The sequence below is a fragment of the Rhizobium sp. LjRoot98 genome (assembly GCF_964252935.1).
In the GTDB taxonomy this organism is placed as follows: Bacteria; Pseudomonadota; Alphaproteobacteria; order Rhizobiales; family Rhizobiaceae; genus Pararhizobium.
The window spans coordinates 68,399-90,721 of sequence record NZ_CAXUPW020000013.1 but is presented as its reverse complement, the minus strand read 5'-3'; the positions used below and the strand labels follow the sequence as shown (position 1 = coordinate 90,721).

General features: G+C 56.7%; 21 protein-coding genes and 2 pseudogenes. 13 read left to right on the top strand and 10 right to left on the bottom strand.

Features of this window, described 5'->3' with window-relative positions; genetic code table 11:
• The first annotated feature begins 22 nt into the window (after window positions 1–22).
• Together ACSQ3J_RS27385 and ACSQ3J_RS27380 are read left to right on the top strand one after the other, a co-directional pair.
• Window positions 23–1,519, top strand: coding sequence for an NAD-dependent succinate-semialdehyde dehydrogenase (locus ACSQ3J_RS27385; RefSeq protein ID WP_436040737.1), 1,497 nt, complete (start codon window positions 23–25; stop codon window positions 1,517–1,519).
• Window positions 1,520–1,562: 43 nt separating this feature from the next.
• Window positions 1,563–2,939 (top strand): aspartate aminotransferase family protein, encoded by a 1,377-nt coding sequence (locus ACSQ3J_RS27380; protein ID WP_436040736.1) that lies wholly within the window; start codon window positions 1,563–1,565, stop codon window positions 2,937–2,939.
• A 686-nt stretch (window positions 2,940–3,625) separates the two neighbouring features.
• Here ACSQ3J_RS27380 and ACSQ3J_RS27375 read toward each other — a convergent pair.
• Window positions 3,626–4,348, bottom strand: a complete 723-nt coding sequence (locus ACSQ3J_RS27375; protein WP_436040735.1) for an invasion associated locus B family protein — start codon at window positions 4,346–4,348, stop codon at window positions 3,626–3,628.
• Window positions 4,349–5,171: 823 nt separating this feature from the next.
• Here ACSQ3J_RS27375 and ACSQ3J_RS27370 point away from each other — a divergent pair.
• The 5 genes from ACSQ3J_RS27370 (at window position 5,172) to ACSQ3J_RS27350 (ending at window position 11,222) form a co-directional block, all read left to right on the top strand.
• On the top strand, window positions 5,172–6,020 hold the full coding sequence (locus ACSQ3J_RS27370) for a CsgG/HfaB family protein (protein ID WP_060504908.1): 849 nt from the start codon (window positions 5,172–5,174) through the stop codon (window positions 6,018–6,020).
• Between the two features lie 320 nt (window positions 6,021–6,340).
• Window positions 6,341–9,706: a beta strand repeat-containing protein gene (locus tag ACSQ3J_RS27365; RefSeq protein ID WP_436040734.1), complete on the top strand. Its 3,366-nt coding sequence runs from the start codon at window positions 6,341–6,343 to the stop codon at window positions 9,704–9,706.
• A 64-nt stretch (window positions 9,707–9,770) separates the two neighbouring features.
• Window positions 9,771–10,190 (top strand): hypothetical protein, encoded by a 420-nt coding sequence (locus ACSQ3J_RS27360; RefSeq protein ID WP_060504906.1) that lies wholly within the window; start codon window positions 9,771–9,773, stop codon window positions 10,188–10,190.
• A gap of 35 nt (window positions 10,191–10,225) precedes the next feature.
• Window positions 10,226–10,834, top strand: a complete 609-nt coding sequence (locus ACSQ3J_RS27355; RefSeq protein WP_436040733.1) for a hypothetical protein — start codon at window positions 10,226–10,228, stop codon at window positions 10,832–10,834.
• A 115-nt stretch (window positions 10,835–10,949) separates the two neighbouring features.
• Window positions 10,950–11,222, top strand: a complete 273-nt coding sequence (locus ACSQ3J_RS27350) for a curli assembly protein CsgF (RefSeq protein ID WP_060504904.1) — start codon at window positions 10,950–10,952, stop codon at window positions 11,220–11,222.
• 75 nt (window positions 11,223–11,297) lie between these two features.
• Here ACSQ3J_RS27350 and ACSQ3J_RS27345 read toward each other — a convergent pair whose 3' ends face one another.
• Entirely contained in the window at window positions 11,298–11,699 is a 402-nt protein-coding gene (locus ACSQ3J_RS27345; RefSeq protein ID WP_082512184.1) for a hypothetical protein, read from the bottom strand.
• A gap of 344 nt (window positions 11,700–12,043) precedes the next feature.
• On the opposite strand from ACSQ3J_RS27345, the gene ACSQ3J_RS27340 reads away from it, so the two are divergent.
• The 3 genes and pseudogenes from ACSQ3J_RS27340 (at window position 12,044) to ACSQ3J_RS27330 (ending at window position 14,181) form a co-directional block, all read left to right on the top strand.
• Complete coding sequence (locus ACSQ3J_RS27340) at window positions 12,044–12,655, top strand: SH3 domain-containing protein (protein WP_436040732.1); 612 nt, start codon at window positions 12,044–12,046, stop codon at window positions 12,653–12,655.
• Window positions 12,656–13,074: 419 nt separating this feature from the next.
• A pseudogene (locus ACSQ3J_RS27335) lies at window positions 13,075–13,167 on the top strand (4-hydroxyproline epimerase); the annotation flags it as partial.
• Between the two features lie 24 nt (window positions 13,168–13,191).
• Window positions 13,192–14,181, top strand: a complete 990-nt coding sequence (locus ACSQ3J_RS27330; protein WP_060504902.1) for a GlxA family transcriptional regulator — start codon at window positions 13,192–13,194, stop codon at window positions 14,179–14,181.
• 140 nt (window positions 14,182–14,321) lie between these two features.
• On the opposite strand, the pseudogene ACSQ3J_RS27325 reads toward ACSQ3J_RS27330, so the two are convergent.
• From ACSQ3J_RS27325 to ACSQ3J_RS27295, 7 genes and pseudogenes are all read right to left on the bottom strand, one after another.
• A pseudogene (locus ACSQ3J_RS27325) lies at window positions 14,322–14,459 on the bottom strand (S-(hydroxymethyl)glutathione dehydrogenase); the annotation flags it as partial.
• Between the two features lie 27 nt (window positions 14,460–14,486).
• Window positions 14,487–15,416, bottom strand: a complete 930-nt coding sequence (locus ACSQ3J_RS27320; protein ID WP_436040731.1) for an electron transfer flavoprotein subunit alpha/FixB family protein — start codon at window positions 15,414–15,416, stop codon at window positions 14,487–14,489.
• A gap of 27 nt (window positions 15,417–15,443) precedes the next feature.
• Entirely contained in the window at window positions 15,444–16,193 is a 750-nt protein-coding gene (locus ACSQ3J_RS27315; RefSeq protein WP_436040730.1) for an electron transfer flavoprotein subunit beta/FixA family protein, read from the bottom strand.
• 287 nt (window positions 16,194–16,480) lie between these two features.
• The gene (locus ACSQ3J_RS27310; protein WP_436040729.1) at window positions 16,481–17,275 is read right to left on the bottom strand and encodes a rhomboid family intramembrane serine protease; all 795 of its coding nucleotides are present in this window, start codon (window positions 17,273–17,275) and stop codon (window positions 16,481–16,483) included.
• A 39-nt stretch (window positions 17,276–17,314) separates the two neighbouring features.
• Window positions 17,315–17,893 (bottom strand): cob(I)yrinic acid a,c-diamide adenosyltransferase, encoded by a 579-nt coding sequence (locus ACSQ3J_RS27305; protein WP_436040728.1) that lies wholly within the window; start codon window positions 17,891–17,893, stop codon window positions 17,315–17,317.
• Between the two features lie 2 nt (window positions 17,894–17,895).
• A complete protein-coding gene (locus tag ACSQ3J_RS27300) occupies window positions 17,896–18,093 on the bottom strand; it encodes a twin transmembrane helix small protein (RefSeq protein WP_037099680.1) in 198 nt (65 codons plus the stop codon).
• 23 nt (window positions 18,094–18,116) lie between these two features.
• The gene (locus ACSQ3J_RS27295) at window positions 18,117–18,950 is read right to left on the bottom strand and encodes an SDR family oxidoreductase (RefSeq protein WP_436040727.1); all 834 of its coding nucleotides are present in this window, start codon (window positions 18,948–18,950) and stop codon (window positions 18,117–18,119) included.
• A 93-nt stretch (window positions 18,951–19,043) separates the two neighbouring features.
• On the opposite strand from ACSQ3J_RS27295, the gene ACSQ3J_RS27290 reads away from it, so the two are divergent.
• Window positions 19,044–19,976, top strand: coding sequence for a YihY/virulence factor BrkB family protein (locus tag ACSQ3J_RS27290; protein ID WP_060506390.1), 933 nt, complete (start codon window positions 19,044–19,046; stop codon window positions 19,974–19,976).
• Here the strand turns inward: ACSQ3J_RS27290 and gluQRS are convergent.
• On the bottom strand, window positions 19,971–20,858 hold the full coding sequence (gene gluQRS, locus ACSQ3J_RS27285) for a tRNA glutamyl-Q(34) synthetase GluQRS (RefSeq protein ID WP_060506389.1): 888 nt from the start codon (window positions 20,856–20,858) through the stop codon (window positions 19,971–19,973). The genes ACSQ3J_RS27290 and gluQRS overlap by 6 nt on opposite strands.
• An 88-nt stretch (window positions 20,859–20,946) precedes the next feature.
• Here gluQRS and ACSQ3J_RS27280 point away from each other — a divergent pair, with 88 nt between their 5' ends.
• Entirely contained in the window at window positions 20,947–21,594 is a 648-nt protein-coding gene (locus ACSQ3J_RS27280; RefSeq protein ID WP_060506388.1) for a DNA-3-methyladenine glycosylase family protein, read from the top strand.
• Between the two features lie 108 nt (window positions 21,595–21,702).
• Window positions 21,703–22,260, top strand: coding sequence for an HNH endonuclease (locus ACSQ3J_RS27275; RefSeq protein ID WP_037125657.1), 558 nt, complete (start codon window positions 21,703–21,705; stop codon window positions 22,258–22,260).
• The last annotated feature ends 63 nt before the right edge of the window (window positions 22,261–22,323 follow it).

Genomic DNA, 22,323 nt, shown 5'->3' with positions numbered 1-22,323 from the left:
ATCGAAGCACGAGGAGCCGCAGATGAATGCTGTTTTCGCACGACCCGCCTGTCACGACGCTCTCGCGCAGATGACCGACAAGCATCTCTTGAAGTCGCTCGCCTATGTCGGCGGACACTGGGTTGCCAATACTGCGAACCGCACGTTTGAAGTCCGCGACCCCGCCACGTCGGTACCACTTGCCTGGGTCTCCGAACTGAACGCCGACGAGACGACGGCGGCCATCGATGCTGCCGCGCGCGCCTTTCCGAAATGGCGCTCGCTGTTGCCGCAGGAGCGCGCCAAAATCCTTCGCCGCTGGTATGAACTGATCCTCGCTGCCAGGGATGATCTGGCGTTGATCATGACCCTGGAACAGGGAAAGCCGCTGGCAGAATCAAGAGGCGAAATCGACTACGCCGCCTCGTTCATCGAATGGTATGCCGAGGAAGGCAAACGGGTGAACGCCGAGAACGTCACCAGCCATCTGCCCGGCGCCGAGATGATCGTTCGCCGTGAGGCGCTGGGTGTCGCTGGCATTGTCACCCCCTGGAATTTCCCTTCCGCCATGATTACTCGCAAGGCAGCTGCAGCGCTGGCTGCAGCCTGCACGGTCGTCGCCCACCCGTCCTCGCAGACCCCTCTGTCGGCGTTGGCACTGGCAGAGCTTGGCGAACGGGCAGGCATTCCCGCCGGCGTCTTCAACGTCGTTACCGGCGATGCTGCCACCATCGTCGGCCGCTTGTGCGAAGACAGCCGTATCCGCGCCCTCAGCTTTACCGGCTCCACAGAAATCGGCAGGCTTATCGCTAGGCAATGCGCACCGACGCTGAAACGGCTGGTGATGGAGCTCGGCGGCCACGCACCGCTGATCGTCTTTGACGATGCGGATATCGCCAAAGCGGTCGATATCGCCGTCAACGCCAAGTTTGCAACGTCGGGGCAGGATTGTCTCGCCGCCAATCGTATCTTCGTGCAACGCCCGATCCTCGATGCGTTCAACGCTGCCTTCAGGGTGCGCATCGAAGCCCTGCAAATCGGCAACGGCCTCGAACACGGTACGGAAATTGGTCCACTGATGCATGACCGCGCGGTGGAAAAGGTTGAAGAGCATGTGGCGGACGCGATCAAGCGTGGCGCACGCTGCCTGACTGGCGGCAAACGCCATGAGGCCGGACCGCTGTTCTACATGCCGACGCTTCTCGTCAATGTTCCCGAAGATGCCCTGATCATGCGCGAGGAAACGTTTGGTCCAGTGGCGGCCGTAACGGCATTCGACACAGAAGCCGAGGTGATCGACCGTGCCAACGACACCGAGTATGGCCTCGTCGCCTATGTCGTCACTGAAAATGGTGCACGTCAGATGCGGCTCGGCCGCGCACTCGAATATGGCATGGTCGCCATCAACCGGGTGAAAGTCACCGGCGGCCCCATTCCCTTCGGCGGCTGGAAACAATCTGGTATCGGCCGCGAAGGTTCGCGCCACGGGATCGAGGCCTTCACCGAGCTCAAATATCTTTGCATCGACACCGCCGCCTGAACGCGCGCCCTCTTTCTAAAACAGATTTAAGGAAAATCCGCATATGTCCGACCACAGCAACGAAATGACCGCCTGGGACCGCGACCACTTCTTCCATCCGTCAACCCATATGGGCATGCACGCGCGCGGTGAGGCTTCGACGAGGATCATTGCCGGCGGCGAAGGTGTCTACATCACTGATACCAACGGCCGCACCAGTCTCGATGCATTTGCCGGCCTTTATTGTGTCAATGTCGGCTATGGCCGCCAGAAGATTTCCGATGCTATCGCGGAACAGGCAAAGAACCTTGCCTATTATCACGCCTATGTCGGCCACGGCACGGAAGCCTCAATCACTCTGTCGAAGATGATCATCGACCGGGCGCCGCCGCATATGAGCCGCGTCTATTTCGGACTTTCCGGATCGGATGCCAACGAGACCAATATCAAGCTGATCTGGTACTACAATAACATCCTCGGTCGTCCGGAAAAGAAGAAGATCATTTCACGCTGGCGGGGATATCACGGTTCCGGCGTCATGACTGGGAGCCTCACCGGTCTCGACCTGTTCCACAATCTGTTCGACCTGCCGCGCGCGCCGATCCTGCATACGAAAGCCCCCTATTATTTCCGCCGTGCCGACCGGTCGATGAACGAAGAGCAGTTTTCGCAACACTGCGCCGACACGCTGGAAGAGATGATCCTGGTCGAGGGCCCGGAGACGGTTGCCGCCTTCATCGGCGAACCGATCCTTGGCACCGGCGGCATTGTGCCACCGCCGACCGGCTACTGGCAGAAGATCCAGGCCGTGCTTGAAAAATACGACATCCTGCTGATCGCCGATGAAGTCGTCACCGGTTTCGGCCGGCTCGGCTCGATGTTCGGCTCCGATCACTATGGCATCAAGCCGGATCTAATCACCATCGCCAAGGGGCTGACGTCCGCCTATGCGCCGCTCTCCGGTTCGATTGTCTCGGACAAAATGTGGCAGGTGCTGGTAGAAGGCTCCGACAGGATGGGCGCGATCGGTCATGGCTGGACCTATTCCGCCCACCCGATCTGCGCTGCGGCCGGCATTGCCAATCTGGAACTGGTGGATGAACTCGGCCTTGTCGAAAATGCCGGCTCCACCGGCGCCTATTTCTGCGCCGAATTGGCGAAGGCCGTATCCTGCCACAGGAATGTCGGCGAGGTGCGCGGCGACGGCCTGATGGCGGCGATCGAGTTCGTCGAAGACAGGGATGACCGGAAATTTTTCGATCCATCGCGCAAGATCGGCCCTCAAATCTCGGCAGCACTGCTGGAGCGCGGTGTCATCGGTCGTGCCATGCCGCAGGGCGACATCCTCGGCTTTGCCCCGCCCCTCTGCCTGACCCGGGAAGAGGCAGACCTTGTCGTGAAGGCTGCCGCCAGCGCCATCGAAGCCGTTTTGGGCCTTTGACGAGAAGCCGACCCAACAGCAATACCAAGTTAATCGGTGCCGTGCTCTCTTTGAGGCAGAGCAGCGATGTTTTTGCCATAAGGGCGGCGCGGGCTCCCTAATTCTTCAGGTCCTCAAGCGGCACACTTAGGAAGCCGCAGTGCCATTTGAACGCATTTGAACGGTTATTGATGGATTTCGATTTGCGTCCGTTAGCAACGACAAACACCTGGGACCAGTTGGAACAAAACACTTGCGTTCTGATTGTTTAAGCGTTGAAGCGTCCCCACCGCTCGACACGGTGCAGAGTCCCAACTCGCATCGGCCTCACGGCCAGCCAATCCTGCCTAGATTGCTGGCCTTTTTTCCAGGCTACAAGGTCACGCGCCTATCTTGCGGATTTTCCAATCATTGAAGCGCACCAACTTTGTCCGTGTGGGCATGCTGCCCACGGTACAGCGTCGCGGGAGTGAGCGACCGCGTCATTGCCAAGCACTTGGGCAGCAAACGCTACGGAGAACTTCGCGATCCAACTGTGTTAAACGACGGCGCACGCATTCGGATTATGCAAGCCCTGCCACAGTACCGGAGACCTTATGGATGGGCCAGGAGAGTCCGGATCTCCATCTCCAATGGAGGAAGTTCCCGCCATCACTCACGCGACCACCCCAAGGGACGCCGCAACGGTTGTCCAACACAAGGGTGATTTACGGGCTGCTCTTCCCACGATCAGTGACAGCCTCATAGGCACCGCCAAAACCTTTCAGAGACAGGGAGATAGGAACGCTTTTGCCATCCGGCGTTGTAACTTCGATCGAAGCTTTAGGCTTAGCTATCATCGCCGCTATCATCTCGGTCGGGACCGCACCTTCGACCAGACAACCTTGGGACGTACATCTGCTAATGGGCATAGATCCGCTATAGGATTTATCGATCTCGATCTTAACCCCTTGTTGAACAGCGACCCCCAACGGCACTGCCATTTGGATCAATATCGTTGCGGCATCTGCGGATGGCGCTAGGCTCATTACTAAGACAGCCTGTTTTTTGTCAGCGGAAAGAACATTACCCACGATTTGGCAACGTCGATCACCCTTGGGATGATCAATACATTGTAATTCCCAGTCGTCGAACGTCTTTGAGCTGTTATTGACAACGTCCTGAGGTTGAGATGCGTTCTCCCGCTTTTGACGATTGGAAGCGACCGGGTCACTAGGCCGCTGGGATTGCGCTCGATCGTTCAGGAAACGCTGCACCGCACCATTACCCTGGTTTTCGGGGTTTATCAGTATGGGAGCTCCCGTCGTAGAACGTCCGGCCGGTGTAGAAAAAAGTGGTGCGGTGTCTTGAGCATAACTAGTCGGAACGACAACAACAAAGAACAGCGTGCCAGACGTCAGAATTCGTCGCAAACGTGATTTTCTCAACATTAAAAAATTCCTCAATACAGCTTTTGAAGTCGTTTTCCACGGAATTTAAAAAGAGTCAAACAGGCATCAAAATAACATATTAATAAAACCGATTGTCCCTGAGCAACTTTTATCATAAGCCGTCTTCCATATTTAACATTTCCGAGCGCCATCAGATGAAATCTAAACACCCGACCCTAGCTCTCTTGGTATTCTCGCTCTTCCTAGCAACGCTCCATCCTCATCAAACAATGGCACAAGCCTACGTTGATCAGGCGAGGACAGCCTCGAAGGGCGGAGCTTACGTTCCACAGGCGTCCCCCGAACTTCGCCGTCCCGTAAAGAAAACCAACACGCGCGCAGGCCGAGCCGCCGCCTCCCAACAGGAATTAGCGCGTACCCGGCTCGAGTCAAAATTGAGCCAACTCCCAACAGTCGGCGCCGGCTCATCCGCCCTCGTGAAGCTCGACGTTGATGATGTTGCCTGGCCAACAGTGGGAAAAGGACTCGCAAAGTAAATCGTATTATTTGAGACGATATAGCAGCAGTGTCCCCGTTTATGCCCGAAATAGCGTGTTCGACGTGATTGACCCAAAAATGGCGCTTACTGCAAAACGACCAGGATGCTACGCGCCAATTTCGATTTATTTGTCAATTCTATCACGTTAACGAAATAAAAAGAAATTCGTGCCGCCAACGTGACAGTTACGTTTTTTGTCCGTAAAGATAACGTCAAGACAGTTTAGCATTGTAAAATTTGGATACTGATATTTGGATCATATCCCTTTTTAGGACGTTAAATTCTGATAATGCCTACTGTATTATTGCGTATTTTGGGGGAATTATGAAGATTCTATTGGCGTCATTGCTGTTGTCCGCAACAGCAATCCTATCCGGCTGTCAGACAGGACAACAGCTTGACACTCCTGCTGCAACTCTTACGTCGCCAACAAAGACCAGCCCCAAGGTTGTTACATTGGCCACGCCTGACGTTCCGGTCGATGTCGCGGTCTACGACTTCCCAGACCTTACGGGTCAAGCAAAGCCCAATGAAAGCTTCGCCGAGTATAGCCGCGCTGTGACGCAGGGCGGCTCCGCGATCCTCGTGGACGTGTTGAAGAAAACAGGCGGAGGAAAATGGTTTCGTGTCGTTGAGCGAACCGGCCTGAAAAACCTTGTACAAGAACGTACATTGATCGAGAATACCCAGCGATCCTACGGTCAGGCGAGCGGATTGCCGCCTGTGCGGTTTGCAGGCCTTCTTTTGGAAGGTGGAATTGTTGGGTATGACTCAAACGAGTTGACCGGGGGCGCTGGCGCAAAGTACTTGGGTATAGGCGGCGATATCCAATATCGCTCAGACATTGTTACAATCAATCTCCGGGCAGTAAGCGTGCAAACCGGAGAAGTTCTCGCCTCTACCACCACAACAAAACAAATTTACTCAGTGCAAGTGCGGGGTGGCGCGTATAAATTTGCAACGGCTGGAGAGTTGCTCGAAATAGAACTGGGCCAGTCACGAAACGACCCGGGCTCGCTTGCAGTACGGGAAGGTATCGAGCTCGCAGTTTATTCGCTTACCGTAGATGGTGTCCGGCAAGGCCTATGGCACCTAAAGGATCGTTCGAAAGAGCCGGCCTTCATCGAAAGCTTTGAGAGCAATTACGGCGACAAGGCTTTGCCTTCTACATAAATCAATTGCGACGAAAATTAATACTTCCAATAGAAATCAATCTGCGGCCGCCTGTGTATATTCGGGTGGCCGTTGCTTATTTTTTTTATATTTTTCATAACAGTCCATGTCGCCAAGAATTAGGATTAAACGATCCTGTTTTAATACATTGCGAAAGCGCACCATTTTTGGGTGGTTCTGATTTTACATTAACTAATTGTTCACGTTTCTCGTCAGGTGTATTGCTCCCGCGCAATATTGGATGATATTAATTGCTTGTTAAGTTTATTAATTATCCGGAAGCGCCTTGCAAGGACGCTCATCGATTAGAGGAACATTCCATGAGTTTTTCAGCGAAACGAACCGTGTTGCTCGCGGGGGTTGCGATGATGACCCTGACCGCCGGCGCCGGCGCACAGGAAATCACAACGGCAAATTATGCGTTCATTAGCCAGATGAACAACAGCAACTTCGCCTATCTTTCTCAATCTGGTGCCCTTGGTGCAGAAGGTGGCGCCAACAGCGGCTTCATCTATCAGCACGGCACGAACAACATCTTTCTTCCCATCGCCAATGGCGCTCCCGCCGACGCGCAGCAGGGTGCAAACGTACTCGGAGTGATGCAGCTCGGCTCGGACAACTACATCGGTGGTGTTTTCGCACAAAACGGCACGAACATTGCCGGTCTTGCCCAGTTCGGCAGCGGTAACGTGATTGACACGTTCTTGCAGACGGGCGCTAATCGTGGGACCATATTCCAAGGAGGATATGCTAACGTTGCTCGTACAATCCAGGATGGCGAAGGCAATGATGCAGGTATCGTCCAGGTCAACACAGATCCGGCATTGGTGGGCAATTTCGCCTTCAATGAGCAGCGCTTTGGCACAAACGATGTAGCCGATGCGCGCGGCGGCGCATTCGCCGGTATCCTGCAGTCAGGATCGCAGAACGTTGCGAGTAACCGTCAAATTTCGCAGCGCATGTCCGATGCGGCCATTCTGCAATCCGGGAGCGGAAACGTTGCCGTCAACACGCAGGTCGTCGACACTTACAACTCAAAGTCGTTGATCGATCACTACGGCATCGGTCAGGAAAATCAGGCCAGCGTCGTCCAGCTCGGTTCGGCAAATGGGGCCGTCAATGCGCAGGATTCCAGCACCAATAGCTTCGTTGGGATTGTTCAAGGCGGAAACCGGAACGCTGGTTCAAACACCTATGTCGGCGGAACGGACCATGTTGGCCTCATTGCTCAGTTCGGAGACGACAACGGCGCAACAAACGTTAGCCGCGATGGAACCGGAAACACAGCAAATATTCTGCAGGGCGGTGATCGCAATGTGGCACTGAATACCGTGCGTGATGGTTTTGGCGATACCGCCGCCATCGCCCAATTTGGTGACGACAACATTGCTGCCAACGCGCAGACAGGTGCAACCAGCAGCCCGGGCGTAGCTGGCACAGTTGCCGCCATTGTCCAGGTCGGTAAGTCAAATCGTGCCGGCAACACGCAGTCAGCGCAGGCTCTCGGTAGCAAGAACCAGGCCGGGATTCTGCAAGTTGGCAACGGCAACTCTGGCTACAACATTCAGACCGGCGGTTCTGACGCTACGGCGTTGATCGTTCAGGGCGGCAGTGGCAATGTCGGCGTCAATACCCAGGTCGATGTCGATCCGACCTCTGCATCTATCATCCAGGGCGGGTCGGGCAATGTTGCTTATAACAGCCAGACAAACGTGATCGGTTCTAACGCCCTCACCGTCCAATATGGCCAAGGCGCGGCCGACAACCTTGGTATCAACGCACAGACTGGCGTCACAGGCAGCTCGGCAACGATTGTGCAGGGTAACACAGGGGGCGCAACCAACGTTGCACTCAATACCCAGATAGGAGTGACCGACGCTACTGGCCTGATTGCGCAGTTCGGCGCAGGCAACGGTGCTGTCAATCTTCAACAGGCCGGTAGCTCAGGCGTCGATGCTGCAGTTCTGCAGGTTGGCACGGGCAACGTTGCGAACAACACCCAAGGGGCAGAGGTTGCTTACGCGGGCTTGAACCTGACCGGCAAAACCGAATACTCGGTATCTTCAAACCTGACCACGATAAAGGTCGAGACACTCGCTCTGAGCACGCTAGGTGGAGTTGCGAAGGTGCCAGCCGTGGATTCTTCGGCCGCAATCGTTCAAGTCGGCGACACCAATTCCGCTTCAAATTCGCAGGTCGGCGTATATACTGCAGGCTCCGGAGCCAAGCAGGCAACTAAGACCTCGCAGCTGACTTGGCGCGGCTGGCAACAAGTCGGAAGCACCGCCGCGGTTTTACCTTCGGCTGGCAGCGTCGCCGCAACCGTCGCATCCAACGCCATCATCGGCCAGTTCGGCGATAACAACGTCGCCAGCAACCAGCAGATCGCAACTTCTGGCACGGATGCGGCTTCGGTACAGATTGGTGATCGCAATGGCGCCATCAATGTCCAAACACTGGCCGTTGACTCAGCGTCCGCCAATCTTCAGATCGGCGATGATAACGTTGCTGTCACTCAGCAGTCGGCGTCCCTCGGCTCGAATGCTGCGAACGTGCAGGTTGGCGCGAAAAACGCTGCGGGCAACTCGCAGACCGCGGATGCCGCCTCCAATGTGCTCAACATCCAGGTCGGAGACAGCAACACGGCGGCAAACACCCAGGATGGCACGGTCGGTTCAGATGCCGCAAACCTCCAGGTCGGCAACGGCAACCTCGCCGGCAACGTCCAGAACGACGTAACGGATGCAGTCGCTGGCATTGCGCAGATCGGCAACGGCAACGTTGCTGCAAATACCCAGCAGAACGGCAGCTCGCAGGTCGCAGCCCTGATCGTTCAGACGGGTGAAGGTAACAAAGCTGGCAACATACAAGGTGCCGAGGCAACGGTGTTTGACACCTTCGGCACTGCGGTCGACGTCAAGGGTGATGCGTCTGCAAGCCTGTCTGCCGCGGCCATCGTTCAGTCTGGCAGCCGCAACACTGCGACAAACGTTCAAGGCGGTTCGCTTGAAGTGTCAAGCAACCCGATCTTCACAATCAATGCTCCGGCTCCGGTGGCAGGCTCTGTGGCAGGTATCGCCCAGTTTGGGAGTGAAAACACGGCAGCCACATTCCAGATGGCATCCGTGGGCGCGGTCGCTGGCACAGTGCAGATCGGCGATTTGAACACCGCCGTGACAACACAGTCTTTGGTTGCCGGCGTTGCGGCGGTAACGCTTCAGGATGGCGACAGCAACATTGCTGTTACGACCCAGTCCCAGGTGAGTGCTTTGTCTGCGGCTGCCACCATCCAAAGTGGTGACCGGAACGTTGCGACCACGACCCAGGTCGCCAGCATCGGCAACGTGTCGCTGACAGTCCAGAACGGGTCCGACAACCTCGCGGCGGTCAACCAGTCCAACACGACGGGGAACCAGTCGCTGATCTTGCAATCAGCCGACCATTCTATTGTGCTCGTAGACCAGTCGGGTGCGGGCGGAAACAGTTCGGCCGTGAGCCAGGCAGGTGCATATTCTAATGCCTGGATTTCGCAGGTCGGAAGTGGCTCAAATTCAGTGGTGTACCAGCTTGGTACGGGGGGTGCCACTGAACGCAACCAGGCTTTCGTCAGTCAGTCCGGCAACGGCCAAAACTCGTTAGTCGTCCAGGCCGGCAAGGCAAACGTTGCCTTTGTCACGCAGCATTAATTGTAAAAGCGCGGAGCGCTGCGATGGCGCTCCGCACCGCACCGCAACGAAGAAAGGGGAAGTCTTGACATCGTATCGCTTCGCGTTGCCCGCAATTTTAGCGATCATACTGGCTGTCCCTGTGACGACCGGTGCAATGGCTATGGCCGACGGAACAATAAACGGGAAAACCAGCGATGGTTGCGTAGCGGCTTGCGGGTTTCGTATTAGCGGCGGCGAAATGTTGGGGTTGACTTCTTTCATGGAACTCGCCGGATCCTTTGACAGCGTGGTGACGTCGAAGGTCACCAGCGTTTCACGCCGTGGCTCAATTACGACTCGTCAGACCAGTGTGTTTAAGGCGGGTGCCAATCCCATATCAAACATATGGCTGAACCAACCCTCTGCCATTTCCATTGCAATGGGAGCAATGAACAATGCTGGAAAACAAATTTGCGAAATGAACCAAGCGATCGACCTAGCCGAACTTCCAACTGGCATCTGAGCAGATGACTTCGAAAAATTGAGTAAGGGAACACCATGAAACGGTCGACACGTAAGATCATACGAAAAATTGTAGCGCTGGTTATAACCTCCACCGTTGCCTTTTCCCCATCGGCTAAGGCTGAAGACCTCCTCGTCAGGGACTATGAGAGCTCGCCTACCGCGGTTCAATCATTGATGGAGCCCATTCAGCCATTCCTAGGGGGCGCAAACGGTTCTACTACGTCGATCATTCAGATCGGCATGAACAACCAGGTCAATTCGGAAATTCAGGGACAGGGCAGCCTCGCCGTCGTCCAGCAAGCTGGTGCAAATAACCGTGCCGTACAATCCATCACCGGAAGCAGCTCTGCCCTTCTCCTGGTGCAAGGCGGAGCGAACAATTCTGTGTTACAGGCCAGCCGTGGCAATAATAACTTTCAGTTGGTCGGTGTTTCTGGCAACAACAATGAAGTTGCCTATGTTCAGAACGGCGACAATCTTGCAGGCGCCCTGGACGTGCGCGATTCAACAAATTCAACAGTCCTTGCCTACCAGACTACACAAAGTGGCCGTTACATGATGCCCACCGGGTTGCGAGGCTTGGACAATAAGGTTGTTGTTGTTGTCCCAGGCAGGATGTACGTGATCAACAAGCCGAGATAAAACCACGACTAAGAAACCGAGTTATCATTTTGCCCAGCGCCGGCATCACAAACACCGCGCCGACAAGTTGCAAAGGTTGCTGTGATTATCTCCTAGCATTCAGAAGGAAACGCTCATGAACCTCCAGAAATATTTAGTTATCACTGTTTTATTATGCACTGTGGCCGCAAGTGGTGCTTCGGCCTCGCAACTAGTCTATCGCGCAACCAACCCGAGCTTTGGTGGCGACCCGCTAAACGGTAATTGGCTGCTGTCGCAGGCAAGTGCGCAAGGTGAGGGCGCAAGCTCAAGTCCGGGCTTCTCCATCGATTTTCCCGATTTTGGCGATGTCGACCAACCGACCCCAGATCCGGACGAACTCCCGGACAATGGTAACGCACCAAACTAATCGGCTCCAAAAGAATTTAGGGCAGCACACGTGATAGGGTGCTGCCCTGGATCGGTTTTGTCCCATGCCAGGCCGTCAGCGCTGGCTGATAACGGCCATATTGCTACGCCCTTGCTGGAAGATAAATGCCTGGTGACTATTGCCCGTCTGAGCAATCGATGCGGAGTTCGCGTAGCCAATTTGCTGAATGAGGCCAACGTTGCGTGATCCGAGTTGGTCAATGTTGGCGGTATTGAAATCACCGCTTTGAGTGATGAACGCAAGATTGTTGGCGAGCCCAGAGGTATCCACGCGTGGGACCGCAGAGATAATGTTCATCAACGGCTTCATGATGGATGTTGTATCCATTCTGGAAAACCCGGAACCTGTTGCCTGTTTAACGAATGCCGGTGAGGAAAATGCGGTGCCAGCCTGCGCGGAGGCCGCAGAAAAAATGAAAGCAGAAATATAGAGTATAGTTTTAATTTTATTATTCATTTTTGTCTCCCTTGTCTGATGGAGGCAATTTAACACCAGCAAATAAAAAATATGCCAAACATGTTGGTGAATATATTATGGATTATTATCGAGATCTCGCACTATAATGTTTATAGGTTGGTAACCGTAACCCTATGCATCAAAAGCCAGTTTGGAATTCCTCAAAGGTATGTCCTAGGACGGCTTCCACGACCATCAATAACGCAAAGGGATTGGCGACTGTGGCAACAGGCTGCCCCACGTCCGAAACCGAGATAATGGCTATAAGGACACTGGGTCGGACCACATCCTGCAGTGGCCCCCTCTCCATCCGCCAAACTTCCTAAGATAGCATCGGAGTTGCCATGCGCGCTGAATGCATTCCAGCTGAAGCGGAAGATTGTTCTAGACGTGACGCGCCTGGGCTAGCGAACCCTATGAAAAATTTCACCGCAGCACTTAAGGACGCCGTCAGGCTCGTCGCCAAAAATATCGCCGTCCGGGCTTTGTGCTGTGCACTCTCCCTCGGGAGTTTTTCCGCGTCAGCCAAAAACGTAGTTCCTACAGGTGAAGTATGTGTCATCAATGTCCGTGCGGATGATAAACTGAACGTGAGAACGCACCCGGACGCCAACTCGGCCGTCGTGACGAGCATTTCACCGGCCGAATGCGGCGTGATTATCACAGGACAATGCCAGCCGTATTGGTGTCCCGTTGAAATAAATAGTGCCTCCGGCTGGGCAAACAGACGCTTCATTTCGACGGTTTCGCCAGCACGATATTGTGTGTCAGGGGTGGCCTCTTATGATAAACTTGCCATGAGAGCAGCCCCCTCAGTTCACGCTCTCCTCTTAGTTGAGCTGCCTTCCTACCAATGCAACATCTCTTTGCTGCCTTTCTCTATCAGCGGATGGCAAAAGATTCGTCTCGACGACTGGGAGGGCTGGGTCACTCGCAGACATCTTAGTTTGAGATGAATAGCACGTATTACTTGTTCCATCGCGACCACATCCGAAACTGACATCAACCCTTCCGCGTTTCCGCAGGAAGGTCTGTAGGACTTGTCTTGGTCAGTTGGATTCCCGAATTAAAGCTCATGCTAATATTGAAGTCGGACGGTGAGTAAATCCCAATCACAGCCAGAGAATGTGACCCAGTCACGTCGGCGATATGAACATCCAACGCTTCTCAGGCGAAACGCAGAACAACCGTTTCGGAGATATCGGTCGCCGCAGCCGCTACGAGCAGCGACCGGCCCGAGAACTGGGCCAGTAATTACTAAGGGCTCAGGCCGTGGATCCGCTTAAAGGAGAAATTCGATGCCACTCGGATGAGCGATGCCAAAAAAACCTGATGTGAGGGATCTAAACCCAAACTGATGCCAGACTCTTTCGCGCCGAGTGTCCCCGGCCGGACCAGGACTGTCGGCCACAATACGATCTTCGTTGACGATCGGGATCCTTTAGCGCAGGTTTTCTATATTAGATGAAGGCGGCCGAACGGTGGAGTTGAGATGAAATCGTCGGAATCAAGCATGCCTGTCGATCGGCTGAAGATCGGTTTTGTGCTCGCCAAGTCCTTCACGCTCTCCGCCTTCGCTCTTTTCGTCGACACGCTGCGGCTGGCAAGCGACGAATTCGACAGGTCCGGCCGGGTGCTGGCCGATTGGCAGGTGCTTGGCAGCACGCGTCATTTGATAACGTCCAGTTGTGGTGTCAAAGTCGCGCCGACATCGGATTTCGTCGATCCGAGTCAATTTCAGTACGTCGTGGTGGTTGGCGGTCTACTTAACAACGCCCCCTCTGTCGACCGAGAAACGATCGACTTCCTGAAGAAGGCCTCGACAAAGAATGTCAGGCTGATAGGCGTTTGCACCGGTTCCTTCATCCTTGCCGAAGCCGGCCTCATGAAAGAACATCGGACCTGCGTCAGCTGGCTGCACTACAATACGTTTCGCGAACGCTTTCCCGACCATCAGGTTCGCTCCGACCGGATCTTCAACCTCGACCGGACCAGAGGATCCTGTGCGGGCGGCAGCAGCGCCGCCGACATGGCGGCATTGATCGTCCGGCGTCACATTAGCAAGGAAGCAGAGCGCAATGCGCTCGAAGTTCTACATATCGAAAAGGCCCGAACTGCGCTTGCCATCCAGACGCGGAAGCCACTCTCTATCGAGTGCAAGGACCCCAGGATCAGGGCCGTGCTGATTATGATGGAGCAGCACATAGAGGGAAGGCTGCAAATCGAGGACCTTGCTGCATCGGTCGGCCTCTCCAGGCGACAACTCGAGCGTCTCTTCATGAGTGAAGTTAACGGTTCCCCGGCCCTCATCTACCGGCGGGTGCGAATGGAACGTGCCAAGCAGCTACTCATCAAGACCAAGACTTCCCTAATCGAAGTCGCCCTCGAAGTGGGTTTTGAAAATGCATCGCATTTCTCGCGAGCATTTTCTCAAATATTTGGACAGCCGCCGACCAAAGTTCGAAATGCCTATTCCACTTAATGAAATGAAGAACGGAACCGCTATCTCATTGATGCGCGATTAGCTGGAACGGTACGATGCATTCCGTTGTCCGCTATACGCATATGGAAATTCTCCAGACCTAAGGCTTTAACTCTACTCCCATCCGGTCCCGGCGGCTACGTGAATTGGTGGGCATGGCAGATGCCGGTCGCCTTGACCTCGACCAACACTTCGCCGGCGCGCGGGCCGTCGAGCTGAACTGTCATGATTTCGAGTGGCTTGCCTGCCTGCACGGCAACGACGGCGCGTACATCCATGACGTAGGCCTTCAGTTTTTCAGTGGCCTAAAGTGCCTTTTCGAGCTCGGGAAGGATCTCGAAGAGATCACCGACGAGGCCATAGTCTGCAACCTGGAAGATCGGAGCTTCCTCGTCCTTGTTGATGGCGACGATGACTTTGGAGTCCTTCATGCCGGCCAGATGCTGGATCGCGCCGGAGATGCCGACAGCGATATAGAGCTGCGGGGCGACGACCTTGCCGGTCTGGCCGACCTGCCAGTCGTTCGGCGCGTAACCGGCGTCCACGGCAGCGCGCGAGGCGCCGACGGCGGCACCGAGCTTGTCGGCGACAGGCAGGATGACCTCCTGGAACTTTTCCGAGGAGCCGAGTGCGCGGCCGCCGGAAATGATGATCTTGGCCGACGTCAGTTCCGGACGGTCCGACGAGGACAGGGCGTCCTTGACGAAGGTCGAAAGGCCCGGATTGGCGGCGGCCGAGATGGTCTCGACCGATGCCGAGCCGCCTTCGGCTGCCGAGGCAAACGAGGCCGTGCGCACGGTGATCACCTTCTTGGCTTCACCGGACTGAACCGTCTGGATGGCGTTGCCGGCATAGATCGGCCGCTTGAACGTATCGGCCGAAACCACTTCGGTGATTTCCGAAATCTGGGCGACATCCAGCAGCGCTGCAACACGCGGCAGAACGTTCTTGCCGGTCGAGGTGGCGGCCGAGATGATGGTGTCGTAGGAACCGGCCAGCGACACGATCAGGGCTGCCAGCGGTTCGGCCAGATTGTTGGCAAGATCGCTGCTGTCTGCGAGCAGCACCTTGGAAACGCCGGTGAGCTTGGCAGCTGCATCGGCTGCAGCCCTGGCACCCGAGCCTGCCACCAGCACATGCACGTCGCCACCAATCTTGGCAGCAGCCGTCAGCGCCTTGGCGGTCTGGTCGGAAAGCGTTGCATTGTCGTGGTCAGCCAGAAGAAGAATGGCCATGATGTTAGTCTCCTTATTCTGGATGTCTTAAAGGACGCCGGCTTCGTTCTTGAGCTTGTCTACCAACTCGGCAACCGTCTTGACCTTGATGCCAGCCTTGCGGCCCGAGGGCTCCTCGGTCTTCAGAACTTTCAGACGCGGTGCGGTGTCAACGCCGAAATCGGCCGGGCTCTTCTTGTCGAGCGGTTTTTTCTTAGCCTTCATGATGTTTGGCAGCGAGGCATAACGCGGCTCGTTCAGGCGCAGGTCGGTGGTCACCACCGCTGGCAGCTTGATCTCGATGGTCTGCAGGCCGCCATCGACTTCGCGGGTGACCGCAGCCTTGCCATCGCCCAGCTCAATCTTCGAGGCAAACGTGCCCTGGGCCCAGCCGAGCAGCGCCGACAGCATCTGGCCAGTCTGGTTGCTATCGTCATCGATCGCCTGTTTGCCGACGATGATCAGGCCGGGCTGTTCGGCTTCCGCCACGCCCTTGATGATCTTGGCGACGGCCAAAGGCTCGACCGCATCGTCGGTCTCGACCAGGATTGCCCGGTCGGCGCCCATGGCAAGAGCGGTGCGCAACGTTTCTTCGGCCTTGGCCGGACCAACGGAGACGACGACCACTTCCTCGACCTTACCGGCTTCCTTCAGCCGCAGCGCTTCCTCGACCGAGATTTCGTCGAACGGATTCATCGACATCTTGACGTTGGCAAGCTCGACCCCCGTGCCATCCGGCTTCACCCGGATCTTCACGTTGTAATCGACGACACGCTTGACGGTGACCAGAACTTTCATGATGTCCTTCCTTACGAAACGTTTGCGAGAAAATGCGCTTTAACGCAGCGGCCTGATTGTCGGTTGGCGACATCGATACGCGTTTTTTCTCCAATTACAATCTTTGCCCATTGCTCCCCCGCAAGATTGCCATGGGAAAAATACTGACGTTTACGTGCGCGTCAATAATTAATTGGAAGAATACAATCATCTTCTGCAGGGCCGTGGTGGCTTGCTGTCGTGCTTGCTCGACTAATGCGCTGTTTTCAATCAATAACCTCTGTCTTCTTGCACCTGCCGGGTTAAAATCAGGTGGGCCTGCCCCAAGGCGTGGGCTTCTTGATCGTCTCGGCAACAGCGGGTGGCGCCCCCGTCGTTGCTGCTTCAACATGCCGCACGGCGCGCGGCGTGACGATCGTGCGGTCGAACAGCGGTACGTCGCGGCGTCGCAAAATGACCACCAGGATCAGCCCGGCAATGATGCCGCCGACATGCGCGCCCCACGATACGTCTCCTTCCGGATCGATGAGCACCATGAAAAACTGTTGGCCGATCCAGAATGCCAGTGGAATGAAGGCGGGCAGCGGCAGGGGAATGCGGAACAGCACCAGCACCCAGACGCGCACTTTCGGATGCAGCAGGAAATAGGCGGCGACGACGCCGGAAATGGCGCCTGATGCGCCGATCAGCGGCGCCTGCGATTGCGTGTTGATCAGACCGTGCGTGAGGGCGCCGGCGGCCGCGCAGAGAAGATAGAAGACGAGAAAACGGAAATGCCCCAGCGCATCCTCGACATTGTCACCGAAGACCCAGAGGAACAGCATGTTGCCGGCCAGATGCCAGAAGTCGCCATGCAGGAAGGAGTAGGTGAGGTAGGTGACGTCATCGGGAACCAGCACGAGGTTGGGCGCTAGATGCGCATAATCGAAGGCGATGGCGGGAATGTAACCAAGGCCCATCGTTGCGGCATTGGTGAATTCTTCCGGCACCAGCAGCGGCCCGGTCAGCAACCAGACGAGCGTATTGATGACGATCAGGCTGATCGTGACATACTGGACCTTGATATGCTTGAGGGAATTCGCGTCGTGCAGCGGTATGAACATAGGCGCGTCAGTCTCTCGAAACGGTGATGAGCGTCAAGCTTATCTGTTTTTTCCGGGAAGCCAAAGCACATCCGATTTACCCTTGCCGTTGGTCCAGCGGGCAGCGACAAAAAGGAAATCCGACAGACGGTTGATATAGGCAAGTGCTTCGCTGCTGACGATTTCGCCGTCTATCCGGGCAAGGTCTACCATCAGCCGCTCTGCCCGCCGCGCCACGGTGCGGGCAATGTGCAAGGTGGCTGCTGCACCGCTGCCGCCGGGCAGCACGAACGAGCGTAGCGGATCGAGATCGGCGTTCAGTTCGTCGATTTCGGTCTCCAGCCGGGTCACCTGCGCTGCGATAATCCGCAGCGGCTCATAGGCCAGCGTCTCGCCGGTGTCAGGCGTCGACAGGTCGGCGCCGAGGTCGAACAGGTCGTTCTGGATGCGCATCAGCATCGCGTCGAGCGTGGCAAGTTCCTGGGTATGCTGGCGTGCCAGCCCGATGAAGGAATTGGTCTCGTCGATCGTGCCATAGGCCTCGACGCGCAGGTCGCTCTTCAGGCGGCGAGGGCCGGTAGCCAGCCCCGTCGTGCCATCGTCGCCGGTCTTTGTGTAGATCTTGTTGAGTTTGACCATGCTCAGCGGCCGCCGCCGGTGAGCCACAGGGTCAGCATGATCAGGACGATCGCCACCGCCTGCAGGAACACGCGGGCCTGCATCAGCTTGTTGGATGTATTGCCGTCGCCACCCTTGGCCATATGGACAAGGCCGCGGACGAGAACGATGGCGACAAGGCCCATGACGAGCAATGTCAAACCGGTGAGAAAACTATGCATGTGACTTACCCTTGCCTTTCAACTCAGCCGAGGCGGCCAATGAAATGATAGAACAGCCCGGCCGGCAGCAGTTTCTTCAAAAGCGCACCGTGTTTGGCCGGTTGCGTCACGATGTAATGCGGCTTCGGCTTCTTTGCGGTCAATGCGCGTTTCAGCGCAGTATACACCGCATCGGGCTCGAGCTTGCCCTTCGCCGGCCTGCTCTCGCCCTTCAACCGCCGCAGCTGCTTTTCATATTCAACAGCGTGAACCGATCCCTTGAGATCGATGAAGCGCTCGATATTGATCAGCGCATTGGCGGTAAAGCGCGAGGTGATCGGTCCCGGCTCGATCAGGCTCACTTCGATACCGCTGCCTTCAAGCTCCATGCGCATGGTGAGTGTCAGGCCTTCCAGGGCGAATTTCGAAGCATTATACGCGCCGCGCCACTTATAGGGAACTATTCCCAGAATGGATGAGCACTGGACGATGCGTCCGTGGCCCTGTGCCCGCATTGCCGGGATGACCCGCCGCGTCAGGTCGTGCCAGCCAATGACATTCGTTTCCATCTGCAGCCGCAGCGCCTCCACCGGCAAGTCCTCGACAGCACCCGCCTGGCCGTAAGCGCCGTTGTTGAACAGGGCATCCAGTCTGCCGCCGGTGCGGGCAAACACGTCATCCACAAGTTTGGATACGGTGTCCGGTTTGGTATAATCCATCAGGAAGGCTTCGATGCCGTCGTTTTCGAGTGCAGCCAGATCCTCCGTCTTCCGGACCGTGGCAAAGACCCGCCAGCCGTCCTTCAGGAGCGCGCGGGCGCACCAGGCACCGATGCCGGACGAGCAGCCGGTGACGATTATCGAGGGACGGTCGGTCATAATGGATCGTTTCCTGTAGAAATTGCTGCCCGGTTTCCCATATTCATGAACGGGTTACAATCGCAGTCGCATGATCAGACAGTTGGAGAGAGAATGCCGGCCTTCATTCGCATAGCCTGGAAGGTCGTCTTCGATGCCGTCTGGCATTTCAGTGAAGACGATGGCTGGGCCATGGCGAGCCATGTGGCGCTCTCCACCCTGTTGGCGATCTTTCCGTTCCTGATCTTCGGAACCGCGCTTGGCAGCTTTCTGGGGGCTGACCAATTCGCGACGACGGCCGTCCATTTCATTTTCGATACCTGGCCTGAATCGATCGCCAAGCCGATTTCCGATGAGGTCGTGCGGGTGCTGACCATCCCGCGCGGTGGCCTTTTGACGGTGTCGGTGCTGGCTGCCGCCTATTTCGCATCCAATGGTGTCGAGGCGTTGCGGGTCTCGCTCAACCGGGCCTATCGGGTGGCGGAAAGCCGTCGCTGGTACAAGACACGCGTTGCAAGCCTTGCCTTCGTTCTGGCTGGCGTCCTTGTTCTTGCGATCGTCAGCCTGCTGCTCGTCGCCGTCCCGCTCGCCATCCGCTATGCCGGAACTTATCTCCCCTGGTTCAATGGCCTCCTGACCATGATCGACAGCTGGAGCCTTGTCGGCGTTTTTGTCATGCTGACCACCGGTCTCATCGTCAGCCATCTCTGGCTGCCGGATGGGCGCCGCAAGATCATGGACGTCCTGCCGGGTATCATCCTGACACTGATCGCCTGGTCGATCGGCGCCTATGTCTTTGCGTCCTACATCACCACCTTCGCCACCTACGTCTCCACCTATGCCGGCCTCGCCTCGATCATGATCGCGCTGGTCTTTCTCTATATCGTCGGGGTCATCTTCATCCTCGGCGCGGAGATCAACGCGGCGATCATGAAATACAAGGTCAAGCGCATGGTGATCCGCCACATCATGGGGCGCAGGCAGGAGGAGGTGAAGGCGGATACAGCACCGGAGGAGGCTGAGTCCCCCCGGCAAAACGTCCTATAGGATCATTGCCCGGATATCATCAGGCGTCTTGCCAGCGTCGCGGAATGCGGCGATGCCGGTGTCCCGGTTGCTCTTCGACAATTTGCGGCCGTCCGGCCCTGGGATCAGCCGGTGATGATGATAGATGGGTTCCGGCAGGTTCAGCAATCTTTGCAGCAACCGGTGTACGGCCGTTGCGTGGAAAAGGTCCCTTCCGCGGACGACATGGGTTACCCCCTGCAAGGCATCATCAACGGTCACCGCCAGATGATAGCTCGACGGTGCATCCGAGCGCGACAGCACGACATCGCCCCAGGCGGCCGGGTCGGCCGGGATCATGCCGGTTTCTCCATTAGGCCCCGCGCCAGTCTCCTGCCAAGTCAAAGGCGCTTTCAGCTCAGCCATTGCCCTTCCCATGTCCAGCCGCCACGCATGTGGCTTGCCACTGGCAAGCAAACGTTGCCGGGCATCGACCGATAGTTTGCGCTCTTCGCCGGGGTAAAGCGGCGCGCCGTCCGGGTCGCGTGGCCAGCTCTTGCCATCCGCCTCGAATTCCGCAACCGCAGCCTTGATCGCGCCGCGTGTCAAAAAGGCCGGATAGACGAGACTCCTATCTATCAACTGGCCGAGCGCCTCCCGGTAAAGATCGAGATGCTCCGATTGCCTCCGCGCCGGTTTTTCCCAATCGAGCCCCAGCCATTCCAGGTCCTCGACGATCCCGGCTTTGAATTCCGGCGTGCACCGGGCAATATCGATATCCTCGATCCGCAGCAGGAAACGTCCGCCTTCTGCCTTTGCCATGTCATGATTGAGGATTGCCGATAGCGCATGGCCAAGATGAAGCTGGCCGTTCGGGCTTGGCGCGAACCGGAACACCGGTTGTTTTGACACAGTTTTGTTCATAGTTTCTTCTTGGCATGGAAGCGGGCTTCCAGCCATTGATTTTGCCCTTATATAGACCGGACGCCGGTGGCGCAGCGGAGGGGTGGAGATGCGGATCATCCGCACGCACGAGGATATCAATGCGGGCCTGAGCGGGCTGGTCATGCTCGACGCGCGGCTGGAGCATGTCGTGTCGAAGGCCGGCCCGGTGCCGCTGCGCCGCGCCGATCCCGGATATCGTGGCATCGCCAATATCATTGTCTCGCAGATGGTCTCCAAAGCCAGCGCCGCCGCCATCTGGAACCGGATGGAAACGGCGCTCGGCAGCATCGATGCAGCCAGTGTCACGGCGATGTCCGATGAGGACTGCCGACTGGTCGGCCTGTCGCGCGCCAAGGCCGACACGCTTCGGCTTGTCGCCCGCGCGGTTCTTGCCGGCGAACTCGATCTGGAGGCGATCTGTTCGATCGAAGGCAGTGCGGCAATCCGCGAAATGACGGCGATCAAGGGCGTCGGCCGCTGGACGGCGGAGGTCTATCTGCTGTTCTGCGCCGGCCACCCCGATGTGTTTCCGGTTGGAGACGTGGCGCTTCAAAATGCCGTCGGTCACGCATTGATGCTGGAGATGCGTCCGTCGGTTCGCGAGCTTGATTCGCTGACCGAACTCTGGGCACCCTGGCGCAGTGTCGCCGCGCGTCTGTTCTGGGCTTATTATGCCACGGAAATGCGCCGGGACGGCACGCCGGTGGCCCTTTAAGTCAAAAAGCGAATCTTTTGTTCCGTTTTTGCTTTTGGCTTCACAATCCTGACGCAACGGGCCTAATATAGAAGGTGCAGGTGCCGAATCGAGCAGGAGTATACTGGCTTGACGATTGCAGTCTCACCACACGGCCTCCCAGCGCTCGTGCTGAACGCTGACTATAGGCCGCTGAGTTACTATCCCTTGTCGCTGTGGTCCTGGCAGGACGCGATCAAGGCCGTTTTCCTAGACCGTGTGCATATCCTGGCCGAATACGATCATCAGGTCTCTTCCCCCAGCTTTTCCATGCGCCTGCCGAGTGTCGTCTGCCTGAAAAGCTACGTGCAGCCATCCCGTCATCCGGCCTTCACCCGGTTCAACGTGTTCCTGCGTGACCGGTTCGAATGCCAGTATTGCGGCTCGCCCGACGACCTGACCTTCGACCACGTGATCCCGCGCTGCTGCGGCGGCCAGACCACATGGGAAAATGTCGTTGCCGCCTGCTCGCCCTGCAATCTGCGCAAGGGCGGCAAACTGCCGCGCCAGGCCGGCATGTTCCCGCATCAGAAGCCGTTCCATCCGACGGTGCAGGACCTGCACAACAACGGCCGGCTGTTCCCGCCAAACCATCTGCATGACAGCTGGATGGACTATCTCTACTGGGATGTCGAACTGCAGCCGTAGCTATTCCATTGCTTGAGAGCAGGCCAGGGCAGGTGCCCCAACATCTTTCGTCATTCCTGCGCC